The organism is Tenuibacillus multivorans, from assembly GCF_900103915.1.
Taxonomy (GTDB): domain Bacteria; phylum Bacillota; class Bacilli; order Bacillales; family Alkalibacillaceae; genus Tenuibacillus; species Tenuibacillus multivorans.
The window spans coordinates 415,938-430,937 of sequence record NZ_FNIG01000001.1; the positions used below are offsets into that span (position 1 = coordinate 415,938).

The 15,000-nt window shown below is 42.7% G+C and carries 13 protein-coding genes; 12 read left to right on the plus strand and 1 reads right to left on the minus strand.

What is annotated here, in order from left to right; translation table 11 throughout:
- Positions 1-12 precede the first annotated feature (12 nt).
- Positions 13-696 carry a hypothetical protein gene (locus tag BLP77_RS02125; protein ID WP_093855448.1) on the plus strand — a complete coding sequence of 228 codons (684 nt, stop codon included), beginning with the start codon at positions 13-15 and terminating at the stop codon, positions 694-696.
- Positions 697-716: 20 nt separating this feature from the next.
- Here the strand turns inward: BLP77_RS02125 and BLP77_RS02130 are convergent, their stop codons facing one another.
- A complete protein-coding gene (locus BLP77_RS02130; protein WP_245686778.1) occupies positions 717-1,181 on the minus strand; it encodes a hypothetical protein in 465 nt (154 codons plus the stop codon).
- A gap of 350 nt (positions 1,182-1,531) precedes the next feature.
- Between BLP77_RS02130 and BLP77_RS02135 the strand changes: the two genes are divergently transcribed.
- From BLP77_RS02135 to fba, 11 genes are all read left to right on the plus strand, one after another.
- Positions 1,532-2,719: an acetyl-CoA C-acetyltransferase gene (locus tag BLP77_RS02135; protein WP_093855449.1), complete on the plus strand. Its 1,188-nt coding sequence runs from the start codon at positions 1,532-1,534 to the stop codon at positions 2,717-2,719.
- Positions 2,720-2,759: 40 nt separating this feature from the next.
- Complete coding sequence (locus BLP77_RS02140; RefSeq protein ID WP_093855450.1) at positions 2,760-3,611, plus strand: 3-hydroxybutyryl-CoA dehydrogenase; 852 nt, start codon at positions 2,760-2,762, stop codon at positions 3,609-3,611.
- Between the two features lie 14 nt (positions 3,612-3,625).
- A complete protein-coding gene (locus BLP77_RS02145; protein WP_093855451.1) occupies positions 3,626-4,765 on the plus strand; it encodes an acyl-CoA dehydrogenase in 1,140 nt (379 codons plus the stop codon).
- Between the two features lie 12 nt (positions 4,766-4,777).
- Positions 4,778-5,917, plus strand: a complete 1,140-nt coding sequence (locus BLP77_RS02150) for an acyl-CoA dehydrogenase (RefSeq protein ID WP_093855452.1) — start codon at positions 4,778-4,780, stop codon at positions 5,915-5,917.
- Between the two features lie 132 nt (positions 5,918-6,049).
- On the plus strand, positions 6,050-6,994 hold the full coding sequence (gene meaB, locus BLP77_RS02155; RefSeq protein ID WP_093855453.1) for a methylmalonyl Co-A mutase-associated GTPase MeaB: 945 nt from the start codon (positions 6,050-6,052) through the stop codon (positions 6,992-6,994).
- A complete protein-coding gene (locus BLP77_RS02160) occupies positions 6,987-7,610 on the plus strand; it encodes a TetR/AcrR family transcriptional regulator (protein ID WP_093855454.1) in 624 nt (207 codons plus the stop codon). Before meaB ends, BLP77_RS02160 begins: the two co-directional genes overlap by 8 nt.
- 14 nt (positions 7,611-7,624) lie before the next feature.
- Positions 7,625-10,846 carry a fused isobutyryl-CoA mutase/GTPase IcmF gene (icmF, locus tag BLP77_RS02165; RefSeq protein WP_093855455.1) on the plus strand — a complete coding sequence of 1,074 codons (3,222 nt, stop codon included), beginning with the start codon at positions 7,625-7,627 and terminating at the stop codon, positions 10,844-10,846.
- 445 nt (positions 10,847-11,291) lie between these two features.
- Entirely contained in the window at positions 11,292-11,786 is a 495-nt protein-coding gene (rpoE, locus tag BLP77_RS02170) for a DNA-directed RNA polymerase subunit delta (protein ID WP_093855456.1), read from the plus strand.
- A 175-nt stretch (positions 11,787-11,961) separates the two neighbouring features.
- Positions 11,962-13,560 carry a CTP synthase gene (locus BLP77_RS02175; RefSeq protein ID WP_093855457.1) on the plus strand — a complete coding sequence of 533 codons (1,599 nt, stop codon included), beginning with the start codon at positions 11,962-11,964 and terminating at the stop codon, positions 13,558-13,560.
- A 108-nt stretch (positions 13,561-13,668) separates the two neighbouring features.
- A complete protein-coding gene (locus BLP77_RS02180) occupies positions 13,669-14,049 on the plus strand; it encodes a response regulator (protein ID WP_093855458.1) in 381 nt (126 codons plus the stop codon).
- 68 nt (positions 14,050-14,117) lie between these two features.
- Positions 14,118-14,981, plus strand: coding sequence for a class II fructose-1,6-bisphosphate aldolase (fba, locus tag BLP77_RS02185; protein WP_093855459.1), 864 nt, complete (start codon positions 14,118-14,120; stop codon positions 14,979-14,981).
- The last annotated feature ends 19 nt before the right edge of the window (positions 14,982-15,000 follow it).

A 15,000-nucleotide genomic window follows, 5' to 3' on the forward strand; every position in this document is an offset into this window, starting at 1 on the left:
ATGGTGATGAATATGAAAAAACATCAATTAGTTACAAAAGAAATGTATTTGGAACAATTGAAGTGGTCGGTTTGGTTTATGGTGTTCTTAATCCTTGCACGAGTGGGTTATTACGTCCTAGCGAGTTTTAGAGATGAATTGAATCCTATTGAACCTTTTATTTCTTTCTCAGCCGATGTCACGGTGGTTTATATGCTTGTGATTGGGCTGTTTTCAACCTATGCATTTTTAGGGCCCATGGTCTCGCATGGTATTTCAAGAAGGGATTATTATCAGGGAACCATTTTTTCTTTAATCGGCTTGACTGGATCGTTTTTCATAGCAACCGTGTTACTATCATTACTTGAAACGATCGCATTTCAACTCATAGATCCTTCTATTTCGATCAGTTCTGCTGTTTTAACAACATATGCAGAATATGTTACCGCATTATTTTTTAGTTATATTATAGGATGGTTTATTACTTTAGGCTTTTATCGTTATGCTTGGTTAAAAGGATTAGGTTTTATATTATTAGCGCTTTCAATTCAAGTTATATTTGATTGGGGATGGGGAGAAAGTGTTTCATATTTTGGGATTAACTTAGATGAAACAAATTTCTCATTTCTATTTACAATAATATTATCCATGTTTGTTTCCGGGTTGACGCTTTGGTTAATTTGGTTAGTAGTCAGAAATATCCCTGTTAGAATGTAAAAATCCCGCCTCGGCGGGATTCATTTATTATAGTTCCATAAAATTTTCCACTCATCTTTTACTTCGGTGACATAAACATCTTGCGCAATCGTAAATTTCCCATACTTTCCTTTATATGTTTGATAGACGGTAAAATGAAAGACTTCATCGATCGGTTCCGTATCACTATCCATCATCCAATTCGAAACTTTAGTTGCGTCACTTAAAGAATACGAAAAAGTAGACACGCCAAAATGATTCATAAAGACATGTGCACGATCCTGAATGTAGTAAGCCTTGTCGAACTTTTGCTGCATAAGAGGGTGAAATAACTCCCATGATTCAGAGAAGGTTCCGTCTTGTTCGAGGGAGTAAAATTGATGGACAGCTTCAGTCGCTTGATTTTCTGCAGAGTAGAATAATCGATATAAGCTAAAAATGAGTAAAACAACAATTAGACCTGCAAATACAATGATTATAAAACCTTTTCCACGACTATTTCTCATCTTGTACCCCCCTCTTCATCATTTTATTAGAGTGAGTACAAGTTTATTAATTAGAAAAGTTCAATAACTGCCTTTTTTAAAAGACAAACTTGGCCACTCAGGTGGATAACTCGGACACTTAGAACGGAACTTGGCCACTCGGACGATCAACTTGGCCACTCAGATTGAAAACTTGGACAATTAGATAGAGAACTCGGACACCAAGGCCACAAATTTTCCTTAAAAGCAACGGAACACAGCCATCCATAAGACAAATTATTAAGAAAAATCACATATTGAGCGAGCGTTCAGTCGGAAATATGTTATAATGGTGGTAGCGTTTACATAGACGAAAAAAGGGAGGAATTACGTTGTCTAAAACAGTTATTGTAGCGGGTGCGAGAACACCTTTTGGTAAATTTAGTGGTGGGTTGGCGCCACTGACAGCTGCTCAATTAGGAGGAATTGCGATTAAAGAGGCGCTTAAGCGTGCTTCGATTGAAGGAAAAAATGTGCAAGAAGTGATTATGGGGACGGTATTACAAGGTGGCCAAGGTCAGCTTCCGTCACGTCAAGCGATGCGACATGCAGATATACCTTGGGAGACGAAAACAGAAACGATTAATAAAGTCTGTGCATCCGGTCTGCGCAGTGTGGCGTTAGGTGATATCCTGATCCGTTTAGGTGAAGAAGAAACGATTGTGGCCGGTGGTATGGAGAGCATGAGTAATGCACCATACTTTTTACCAAATGCGCGTTGGGGCATGCGCATGGGCGATAATAAGGCCGTTGATATGATGATTCATGATGGATTGACTTGTTCATTTGAAAATGTGCATATGGGGACTTACGGAAATCGTACAGCTAACAAGTTTGAACTATCCCGTGAGGATCAGGACAACTGGGCAGCGAGAAGCCATGAGCGTGCGTTAAAAGCAATTGATGAAGGAAAACTAGCAGAAGAAATTGTTCCAGTAGAAGTACCACAGAGTAAGGGAGAACCAGTTGTGGTTGATACAGACGAAGCACCACGCCCAGGTACGACATCTGAAAAGCTAGCAAAGCTTCGTCCAGCCTTTGATAAGGATGGCACGATTACGGCAGGTAATGCACCAGGCGTTAATGATGGTGCAGCTGCCATGGTCTTAATGTCAGAGGAAAAAGCAAAAGCAGAAGGAAAAGAAACGTTGGCAACGATTATCGGACACGAAGAAGTCGCGGTTGAAGCGGATCGTTTTCCTGAAACGCCGGGAATTGTCATTAATCAATTACTAGAAAAAACAGGCTACAGCTTAGATGACATTGATTTATTTGAAGTGAATGAAGCGTTTGCGGCGGTTTCACTTGCAAGTGGCAAAATTGCCGGTTTAGATCCTGAAAAAGTAAACGTCAATGGAGGTGCGGTTGCGTTTGGTCACCCAATCGGAGCAAGTGGTGCGCGCATCGTGCTAACTCTAGCGTATGAATTAAAACGTCGCGGTGGCGGTTTGGGTATTGCATCGATTTGCTCAGGCGGTGGTCAAGGTGACGCCCTACTAATCGAAGTACCGAAGCAGTAAAATCGTCATTTGAAAAAGTACAGAAAAGGAAGGGGATTTTATGACAATCAAAAATGTCATGGTCATTGGAGCAGGTCAGATGGGGTCTGGGATTGCGCAGGTATTCGCGCAAGCAGGATTTGACGTGAAGCTAAATGACCTATCAGAAGAAGCACTACAAAAAGGCTTAGCAACGATGGAGAAATTTTTATCACGCAACGTCGAAAAAGGACGTATGACGGAAGAGGAAAAAACAGAGACACTCAACCGTGTGACCACAACGACGTCGTTAAACGATGCAAGCGACCGAGATTTAGTGATTGAAGCTGTCGTCGAAAACATGGACGTAAAAACAAAAGTGTTCCAACAGCTCGATCAAATCACACCAAAGCATGCGATTTTGGCGACTAATACATCATCACTACCAATTACGGATATTGCCGCAGTAACCGAACGTCCAGATCAAGTGATCGGCATGCACTTTATGAACCCGGTACCAGTCATGAAGCTCGTTGAGGTGATTCGGGCGATTCAGACATCAGATGAAACGTATCAATCAGTCGAAGAAACGGCAAAAGCGTTAGGGAAAACGCCGGTTGAAGTGAATGACTATCCAGGGTTTGTATCGAACCGCGTACTTATGCCAATGATTAATGAGGCGATTTATACAGTGTACGAAGGTGTGGCTGAGACAGAAGCGGTAGACGAAGTGATGAAACTCGGCATGAATCATCCAATGGGGCCGTTAACGCTTGCTGATTTTATCGGCCTAGATACGTGCTTATACATTATGGAAGTATTATACGAAGGTTTTGGCGACACGAAGTACCGCCCTTGTCCGTTACTGAAAAAATATGTAAGTGCAGGCTGGTTGGGTAAAAAATCAGGTCGCGGCTTCTATGTGTACGAATAAGGGGGGGCAGCACGATGAACTTGAATTTCACCGAAGAGCAAGAAATGATGCGAAAAATGGTGCGCGACTTTGCACAGAATGAAGTCGCTCCAGCTGTTGAACGAATGGAAGCAGAGGACCGTTTTCCAGTTGAAATCATAGAAAAAATGGGCGAGCTCGGCCTCATGGGTATTCCTGTATCCGATGAATACGGTGGCGCTGGGATGGATTATGTTTCGTACATCATCGCCATCCATGAGCTGTCGAAGGTGAGTGCCACATTAGGCGTTATTTTGTCCGTTCATACCTCGGTTGGGACGTTCCCGATTTATCGGTTCGGAACAGAAGAACAAAGGAATCACTACATTCCAAAGCTAGCAACGGGTGAGTATTTAGGTGCCTTTGCATTAACGGAGCCTGGAGCAGGAAGTGATGCGGGGTCGCTGAAAACACGAGCGGTTAAAGATGGTGATGAATATGTCCTAAACGGCTCGAAAATTTTCATTACGAATGGCGGATATGCCGATACGTATATCGTGTTTGCGAAAACCGATGCGGATGCAGGTTCTAAAGGTATGTCAGCCTTTATTGTTGAAAAGGATACGCCAGGATTTGAAATTGGGAAGTCTGAAGAAAAAATGGGATTACACGGATCGGCAACCGTTCCTTTAACCTTTGATAATTGTTGCGTACCAGCGAGTCAGCTGCTTGGACAGGAAGGTGAAGGCTATAAAATTGCCTTATCCAACTTGAATATCGGTCGTATTGGTATTGGTGCCCAGGCACTAGGAATTGGAGAAGCGGCATTAGAGGCAGCAACAGACTATGCGAAAGAACGCGAGCAATTCGGTAAACCGATTGCTCACCATCAAGGCGTATCGTTTAAACTGGCTGATATGGCAACGGCCGTTGAGGCGTCCAAACTATTAATCTATAATGCAGCATCACGGCATGAAGCGGGGATTGACAGTGCGAAGGAAGCCTCGATGGCGAAAAAACTTGCGTCACAGACAGCGGTCGATGTGTCAATTGAAGCGGTTCAAGTTTATGGAGGCTATGGCTTTACTAAAGATTATCCAGTTGAACGCTTTATGCGAGATGCAAAGATTACCCAAATCTATGAGGGCACAACTGAAATTCAGAATCTCGTGATTAGCAGACAACTACTGAAATAGGGGGAATGCAAGATGAACTTTCAATTAACAGAAGAGCAGGAAATGCTGCGTAAAATGGTCCGCGATTTCGCAGAAAATGAAGTCGCTCCAACAGCAGCTGAACGGGACGAAGAGGAGCGTTTTGATCGCAAAATTTTTGATCAAATGGCTGAGCTTGGCTTAACGGGTATTCCTTGGCCTGAAGAGTATGGCGGAATCGGATCTGATTTTGTCAGCTATGCGATCGCGGTTGAGGAATTATCGCGTGTCTGCGCTTCAACAGGTGTTACGCTATCGGCACACATTTCACTAGCTAGCTGGCCGATTTATACGTACGGCAACGAAGATCAGAAGAATAACTTCTTGCAACGTCTCGCAACAGGTGAAGCGTTAGGTGCTTATGCTTTATCTGAGCCAGGTGCCGGCAGTGACGTCGCATCCATGCGAACAACGGCAAAATTAGATGGCGACCATTATGTGTTAAACGGGAACAAGGTATGGATTACAAACGGTGGCGTCGCAGACATTTATGTTGTATTTGCAAAAACGGATGTCGATGCGAAGCACAAAGGGATTTCAGCGTTTATCGTAGAGAAAGGCACAGATGGTTTTTCATTCGGTAAAAAAGAGCAGAAGCTAGGCATTCGTTCCTCTCCAACGACCGAGCTAATTTTTGAAAACTGCCGTGTGCCTAAAGAAAACTTACTCGGCGAAGAAGGTCAAGGCTTCAAAATCGCAATGACGACACTTGATGGTGGACGTAATGGTATTGCCGCTCAAGCAGTCGGAATTGCCCAAGGTGCTCTGGATGCGTCAACAGACTATGCGAAAGAGCGTGAACAATTCGGAAAACCGATTGCCCATAACCAAGGTATTTCCTTTAAACTAGCGGACATGGCGACACAAGTAGAAGCTTCCCGCTTGCTAACGTACCAAGCCGCATATAATGAGTCAGAAGGTATACCGTACCAAAAGGAATCCGCCATGGCAAAACTTTATGCCGGTGATACCGCGATGAAGGTGACCGTTGAAGCGGTTCAGGTCTTCGGAGGCTACGGTTATACGAAGGATTATCCGGTTGAACGATTCATGCGCGATGCGAAAATTACACAAATTTACGAAGGAACACAAGAAGTTCAACGCTTAGTCATTGGACGCATGGTAACGAAGTAATTTTTTATAAACTTAAATAATTCTCGCTAAAACTTAAACAATGAATCAGTAAACTTAAACAACAATCGGTCTAACTTGAATAAAAAAACTCACAACTTAAACAATTTTCCTAGCGAAAGGATGAAGCACGGAATGGATCAACTGGCAGAACGAATCGCTAATCAAGATCAGCGGGCACTGGCTCGAGCCATCACCTTAATCGAAAATGACCACCCAGATAAGCTTAGCCTCATGAGTGCACTCAACGAAAAGAAAAAGGCTGCACACTATATTGGAATTACCGGTTCGCCAGGCGCGGGTAAAAGCTCGCTCGTTGATCAGATGATAACGCTATTAAGAGAAAAAGGCTATACCATTGCAGTGATTGCCGTTGATCCAACAAGTCCGTTTAGTGGCGGTGCGCTCCTCGGTGACCGCGTGCGTATGCATAAACACTTTACGGATGAAGACGTCTTTATCCGCAGTATGGCAACACGCGGTAGCCTCGGAGGGTTAGCCCGAGCGACGAAGGATGCGATTCGAGCGTGTGATGCATATGGTTTTGATTATATTTTCGTTGAAACCGTCGGCGTCGGTCAGTCGGAGCTTGATATTATGAAGGTCGCGGATACAACAGCGGTGATGTTAACCCCAAATAGTGGTGATATCCTGCAAATTTTCAAGGCAGGGATTATGGAAATCGCAAACCTTTTCATTTTAAATAAAGCCGATCTACCGGGTGTGAAAAAGCTTAAAAACACGTTAAAGGATCTTATTCATATTGCCGGCCACCGGGGGTTTGAGCCAATCATGGTCGAAACGAGTGTGAACGAAAACTTCGGGTTTACTAAGTTATTTGATGCCTTCGAGACGCATCGAGAATACCTAGATAAAACCGAAGCTGGCCAGGAAAAACGCCAAGAACAACTACGCTATGAAGTGTATGAATTGATCCAAGAAGCCTTATGGAAAGATGTGCATCACATGATTGAGCAAGATAAATCCAAACGACAAGAGCTTAAACAGGTTAATGATCCGTATCAGCTAGCGCAAAAATGGCTGTCGGAATGGAAAAGAGTGGGTGAATCGGATGGTTAAACACATCGTTTCATCGGTTAAAGATGAAAAATTAATAGAGCAGCGTCGCGAGGAGCTTCAAAAAGGAGCGGTCTCGCTTTTTAAGCAAAAAGGTTTTCACCGTGCGACGACAAGAGAAATCGCCAGAGCAGCGGGGTTTTCAATCGGGACGCTTTATGAATACATTCGAAAAAAAGAAGATGTCCTTTTCCTCGTTTGTGATGCGATTTACGACGAGGTGAAGGCCCGGATGGAAGCGGTCATTGATACGCAGGAAACGTCGGAAGAAGCTTTACATCAGGCGGTCAAATCTTATTTTCAATTGATGGATGACATGCAGGATGAAGTACTCGTCCTTTATCAGGAACTAAAGGCCTTACCAAAGGATGCGCAGGAGTACGTTTTAGATAAGGAAAAGGAAATGGTAACTCTTTTAGAAAAGGTGATTCAAAACAGTTACCCAGCCTTATCGGAGCAAGAGCTATCGATTATTACGAACAATATCTTCATCCAAGGGCAGATGTGGGGCTTCAGGCGCTGGATTTTACAAAAGGAATTTACGCTTAAACAATATACCGATTTACAATTTGACTTGTTAAAAAGTCAGCTCGGACAGCGGGCGAAAAATCATAGGTAGAGGAGGATGATCTCATGCAACAGGACATCTACAAAGTGAAGCATCCTGTTCGTTTTGTCACAGCTTCAAGCTTGTTTGACGGCCATGATGCCTCGATTAACATTATGCGCCGGATTTTGCAGGCGAGCGGAGCAGAGGTGATTCACCTTGGGCATAACCGTTCCGTTGAAGAAGTCGTTAGCGCGGCGATTCAAGAGGACGTACAAGGGATTGCGATTTCGTCTTACCAAGGTGGTCACGTCGAATATTTTAAGTATATGGTTGATTTATTGAATGAAAAAGGTGCTGGCCATATTCGTGTTTACGGTGGCGGCGGCGGGGTTATTTTACCTCGTGAAATAAAAGAGCTACACGACCATGGTGTGGCACGAATTTTTTCACCAGATGATGGTCGCGAACAAGGTCTTCAAGGGATGATTAACGCCATGCTTGAAGAATGTGACCACCCAACACCGCTCGATTTAGAGAAGGATACAAAACAGGTGAAAACGGGTGATTATCAGGCCATTGCTCGTTTGATCTCGCATGTTGAAAATGAAGAAGTTTCGAGTGAACAGTTAGAAGAGCTGTTAACGATTACACGTGATGATGTGCCGGTTTTAGGGATTACTGGTACAGGTGGGGCAGGTAAAAGTTCCTTAACTGATGAACTCGTGCGCCGTTTTATCAATGAAATTCCAGACAAGAAGATGGCGATTTTATCGGTTGACCCAACGAAGAAGAAAACGGGCGGTGCACTACTCGGTGACCGTATTCGTATGAACGCGATTTTTAACGACCGTATTTACATGCGTTCATTGGCTACTCGTGATTCAAAAACGGAGCTATCTCAATCGATTATGGACGCGATTCGTGTTGTAAAAGCAGCTGATTTTGACTTTATCATCGTGGAAACAAGTGGGATTGGGCAAGGCGATGCGGAAATTACCGAATTCACGGATCTATCGATGTATGTCATGACAGCAGAGTTCGGGGCTCCAACACAGCTTGAAAAAATCGACATGATTGATTTTGCAGATTATATCGTCATTAATAAATTCGAACAAAAAGGGTCAGAGGATGCGTTTAATCAAGTGCGCAAACAATATAGTCGCAGTCGGATGCTGTTCCACGAAGACCCGGACACATTCCCGGTTTTCGGAACGATTGCCTCTCAGTTTAATGATCCAGGAACGAATACGCTATTTGCCGCGATTGTCGAAACGATAAACGAACGCTACGGCTGGGATGAAGACGTTCCGTTTGATACAAAAATTAAATTGGTCGAAAAGCAAAACTTAATCATTCCACCCGATCGCCGTCAATATTTACGTGATATCGTACAGACCGTTCAAGGCTATAGGGAAGGCGCGAAGGAACAGAGTGAGCTAGCACGCAAGCTTTATCGATTAAAAGGAACACAAGAAGAAATCGGTGAAGTTGAGGAATTAAAACAAATGATTGATCAATATGAAAAACAACTCGAACCAGCGAACAAAAAAAAGCTTGAACAGTTTGATGAGCTAAAAGAAACCTATACTCAGGATGAATTAACTTATAAGGTGCGCGATAAGGAATTTACCGTGGAACTCAACACGGAGAGCATTTCAGGGCTTAAAGTACCAAAAGTGGCGCTGCCGAAGTATCAAGACTGGGGCGACCGCTTGTACTGGATTCTGATGGAAAACGTTCCCGGCTCCTTCCCGTTTACAGCAGGCGTTTTTCCATTTAAACGAAAAGGGGAAGACCCGACACGTCAGTTTGCCGGCGAAGGGACACCAGAACGGACGAATCGCCGTTTTCACTATTTATCGAAAAACGAACCGGCGAAGCGCTTAAGTACGGCGTTTGACTCGGTGACGTTATATGGAGAAGACCCAGACGAACGTCCAGACATTTTCGGTAAAGTCGGTGAGTCAGGCGTAAGCATTTGTACACTCGACGATATGAAGAAGCTGTATGATGGATTCGATTTAATTGATCCGATGACGTCTGTATCGATGACGATTAACGGGCCAGCGCCGATTATTTTAGCGATGTATTTTAATACCGCGATTGATCAGCAGGTGAATAAGTTTAAAGAAGAAAATGGCCGAGAACCGAATGCTGAAGAATACGAACTACTTAAAGACGAAACAATTTCCGTAGTACGCGGGACGGTTCAAGCGGATATCTTAAAAGAAGACCAAGGCCAAAATACGTGTATTTTCTCAACCGAGTTTGCGTTGCGTATGATGGGGGACATTCAGGAATACTTTATCGATCGCGAAGTACGTAACTATTATTCCGTATCCATCTCAGGCTATCACATTGCCGAAGCGGGTGCGAATCCAATTAGTCAGCTCGCGTTTACACTCGCAAACGGCTTTACGTATGTGGAGTATTATTTAAGCCGTGGCATGGATATTAACAAATTTGCACCAAACTTATCATTTTTCTTCTCAAACGGACTGGACCCAGAGTATACGGTGATCGGCCGTGTGGCTCGACGCATTTGGTCTGTGGTCATGCGTGATAAGTACGGGGCAAATGAACGAAGCCAAAAGCTGAAGTATCACATCCAAACATCAGGGCGCTCGCTTCACGCACAAGAGGTAGACTTTAACGATATTCGTACAACACTTCAAGCGTTAATTGCGATCCAAGATAATACGAATTCACTGCATACGAATGCCTACGATGAAGCGATTACGACGCCAACTGAAGAATCCGTCCGTCGTGCGATGGCGATTCAAATGATCATTAATAAAGAATTTGGCTTAATTAAAAACGAAAACTCACTACAAGGGTCGTTCATTTTAGAGGAGCTCACCGACTTGGTCGAGGATGCGGTTTTACAGGAATTCGAACGCATTAATGACCGCGGTGGTGTGTTAGGTGCGATGGAACGTCAGTATCAACGCGGTAAAATCCAAGAAGAATCGCTTTACTACGAAGGGAAAAAACATTCGGGAGAACTACCGATTGTCGGCGTTAACACATATGTTAACCCGAACCCACCTTCTGAAGACGAGATTAACTCAATGGAAGTCGCACGAGCTTCACAAGAAGAAAAAGAACAGCAAATTAAGCACCTACGTGAATTCCAAGACCGTCATCAAGCTGAAGCTGAAGCGGCACTCAAACGACTCAAAGAAGTGGCCGCATCAAACGGCAACATTTTCGCAGAACTAATGGAAACAGTTAAAGTCGCCAGTCTTGGTCAGATTACTAATGCACTATATGAAGTCGGCGGACAATATCGCCGCAATATGTAAAAGGAAGTCTTCGCGAAGCCTCAAGGCTCGCGAAGACTTTTTTCACCCTATAAATAGCAACTATTGCCCAATGAGGTGAGCTGAATCCCCAAAGATGAGAGGTTTTTCCCCAATAAGGCGTGCTGAATCCCCAAAGATGAGAGGTTTTTCCCCAATAAGGCGTGCTGAATCCCCAATGGCGAGTGCTTTTCGCCCAATGCAGCACGATAATTCCCCATTGAACCCATCTTATTCCCCAATAAATCATCACGAATCCTCAATCCATCCACTAAACCCGCAACAAAATGAATAACCGACCAACTATTTGGCAACAATTGAACACGGTACACAAAGATTGTCGAGCAACAATACCCCTCTTGTATTGACTAATGGTTGTGGTATTCTGTAAACTAGAAAAATAGCAATAATATGGTACCGAATGTTCTCGGGTAAAGGAGTGCTGGAAGTGACGTTGGAAAAATACTCAAAGGAAGATATCCAAGAAGTTTCAATGGTTCAAATTGCATACGACATTTTATCTGAAGAAAAAAAGGCGATGAACTTCAATGAGGTTTTCGATCTTATTGCCGAGGCGAAAGAATATACACAGGAAGAAAAGGAAAAATACATCGTTCAATTTTATACAGATCTAAACATTGATGGTCGCTTCATGTCTGTTGGTTCAAACATCTGGGGCTTAAAGGATTGGTATCCGTTTGATCAACAAGAAGATGATACGATTTCATTTAATGAAGAAGCACCTAAGAAAAAGAAAAAGAAGAAAAAGAATAAGAAAAAAGATGATGAAGCCATTCATGAGGACGATTTCGTTGATGAAGTGACAGGTGAAGGTGAAAACGTTGACGACGAAGAAAATGATGAAGAAGATTTATTTCATGATGAACTAAATGACGAAGAACCAGAAGAAGATACGGATGAATATAGAAGTGAAGAATTATAATTTACCTTGACTTCTTTCTAGGAAAACATTAATATTCTATGTGGGCTCTCAAAAAAATACAAGCTCCCGACATTGTTCGGGGGCTTTTTTTATTTTTATACAATTTAATTGACTTATAAGGAAAAACTAATGACAAACTCCCTCAAATAGATCTAACAGAAAGGCAGGATAAATCATGACGAAGTATATTTTTGTAACCGGTGGTGTCGTCTCATCACTTGGGAAAGGAATAACCGCAGCTTCACTCGGACGACTATTAAAAAACCGTGGCTTAAATGTCACGATCCAAAAATTTGACCCTTACTTAAATGTTGATCCTGGGACGATGAGCCCTTATCAGCACGGGGAGGTTTTTGTCACAGAAGACGGGGCAGAAACAGATCTTGACTTAGGACATTATGAACGTTTTATCGATATAAATTTAAATAAGTACAGTAACATCACAACCGGTAAAATTTATTCTACCGTCATTAAAAAGGAACGCCGTGGCGATTACTTAGGTGGTACAGTTCAAGTGATCCCACATATTACAAATGAAATTAAGAACAAAGTATTCCAGGCTGGAAAGGCAACGAACGCAGATGTCGTCATCACTGAAATTGGCGGGACCGTTGGGGATATAGAGAGCTTGCCTTTTTTGGAAGCAATCCGTCAGTTGAAGAGCGACCTTGGCCGTGAAAATGTGATGTACATTCACTGTACACTAGTGCCATACATTAAAGCAGCGGGTGAGATGAAAACAAAACCTACCCAGCACTCTGTTAAAGAATTACGCTCATTAGGGATTCAGCCTGATGTCATTGTGCTAAGAACAGAGATGGCGATTAGCCAGGAAATGAAAGAGAAAATCGCGCTTTTCTGTGACATTAATGAAAAATCGGTTATTGAAGCGCGTGATTGTGAAGTGTTATATGAAATAACGTTAGAAATGCAACGACAAGGCCTCGATCAGCTCGCATGCGATCACTTTGAATTAGATTGTGAAGAAGCTAAGATGGATGATTGGAAGGCACTCATTAAACAGGTTAAAAATTTAACGAGCACGTTAACGATTGCACTAGTTGGAAAATACGTTGCCTTACAGGATGCTTATCTTTCAGTTACTGAGGCCTTAAAACATGCAGGATTTACCCATGATACGGATGTTGATGTTAAATTTATCAGCTCTGAAGAATTAAACGAATCAAATGTAGAAGAATATTTACGAGACGTCGATGGCATTTTAGTGCCAGGTGGCTTTGGCGACCGTGCGATTGAAGGTAAAATTACAGCGATTCGCTATGCACGTGAAAACAAAATTCCATTCCTAGGAATTTGCTTAGGTATGCAGCTTGCGACCGTAGAATTTGCACGAAACGTCCTTGGGCTAGAGGGAGCTCATTCAGCAGAAATTGATCCAGATACACCGCACCCAATAATTGACCTTTTGCCTGAACAAAAAGAAGTAGAAGATTTAGGTGGGACTCTTCGCCTAGGCGTTTATGCCTGCCGATTAGAAGATGAGACTAAAGCCCATGACGCTTACGGTGATGAAGTCGTTTATGAACGCCATCGTCATCGTTATGAATTTAATAATCATTATCGAAAGCAGATGGAAGAGCACGGATTCGTATTTTCAGGCAAAAGCCCTGATGATCGTTTGATTGAGATCATTGAAATCAAAGATCACCCATGGTTTGTAGCATCGCAGTTCCACCCAGAATTCAAGTCACGTCCGACTCGTCCGCAACCTCTGTTTAGAGATTTTGTCGGATATAGTCTAGAACAAAAATAGTCTAAATGGAATATTTTTTCGACAAAATATCTTATTGAATCTCCCCTATTTTTTGGTAAAGTTGAATTAGACGACTTATAAGAACGTCTAAAAATAGAGGGGGATATAATGAATAAGGGTGAAATTTATGTGGTGGATGATGAGGCGGGAATTCGGTTATTACTTTCCGAGATTATCGGACAAGAAGGTTTTGAGTTAAAAACTTTCGAACGTCCGGATATCGCCCTAAACGAAGCATTAGATAACCCACCAAAATTGATATTTTTAGACTATTTAATGGAGTCCATTCGTGGTGATCAATTTATAAAACAATTGAAAGAAGCTCATGTTGATGTTCCCGTTGTTCTTATGAGCGGTATGGCAAGTCAGGAGCTAAAGGAAACACTAAACGAGTTAGACATTTGTCATATATTAGAAAAACCATTCTCTGTAAGCGATGTAAAGCGGATTATAAATGGCGTAATAGGAGTGAATGAGTCAGGCGTATAGTTGCGAATTCGTGGTGCAGTTGGTATGCTATAATTAGTGATTAGAAACGTCAAAAGGAGGAACCAGTTGTGCCATTAGTTTCGATGAGAGAAATGCTCAATAAAGGAAAAGATGAAGGCTATGCAGTTGGCCAATTTAATATGAATAATATGGAATATGTTCAAGCGATTTTACAAGCTGCTGAGGAAGAGCAGTCCCCTGTTATTATAGGAGTTTCGGAGGGGGCAGCTAAGTACTGTGGTGGCTTTAATGTGGCGGTCGCCATGATCAAATCGTTAATGGACTCGTATCATACAACCGTACCTGTAGCAATTCATTTAGACCACGGTTCAAGCTTTGAAAAATGCGCTGAAGCGATTCACGCAGGTTTTACTTCAGTCATGATTGATGGATCACACATGCCATTAGAAGATAATATCGCTTTAACTCAAAAAGTTGTAGAGTTAGCTCATCTTCATGGTGTATCTGTTGAAGCAGAGCTAGGTCGTATTGGTGGGCAGGAAGACGAAGTGATTGTAGAAGATGCTGAGGCAGCCTATGCTATCCCGTCTGAATGTGATCAGTTAGTGCGTGAAACGAACGTTGATTGCTTTGCGCCAGCATTAGGCTCTGTTCACGGGCCATATAAAGGCGAACCGAACCTAGGCTTCGACCGTATGGAAGAAGTTCAAAAGCTTACGGGCGTACCATTAGTACTACATGGCGGAACTGGTATCCCAACAAAAGATATACAACATGCGATTTCTTTAGGAACAGCTAAAATCAATGTCAATACGGAAAATCAAATCGCGCAAGCAAAAGTTGTGCGTCAAGTTTTAGATGAAAAACCTGAGCTTTACGATCCAAGAAAATATTTAGGACCAAGTCGCGACAAAATTAAAGAAACCGTCATCGGTAAAATGCGCGAATTTGGTTCTTCGCAAAAAGCATAATGTTAATATGAAAGTGGCT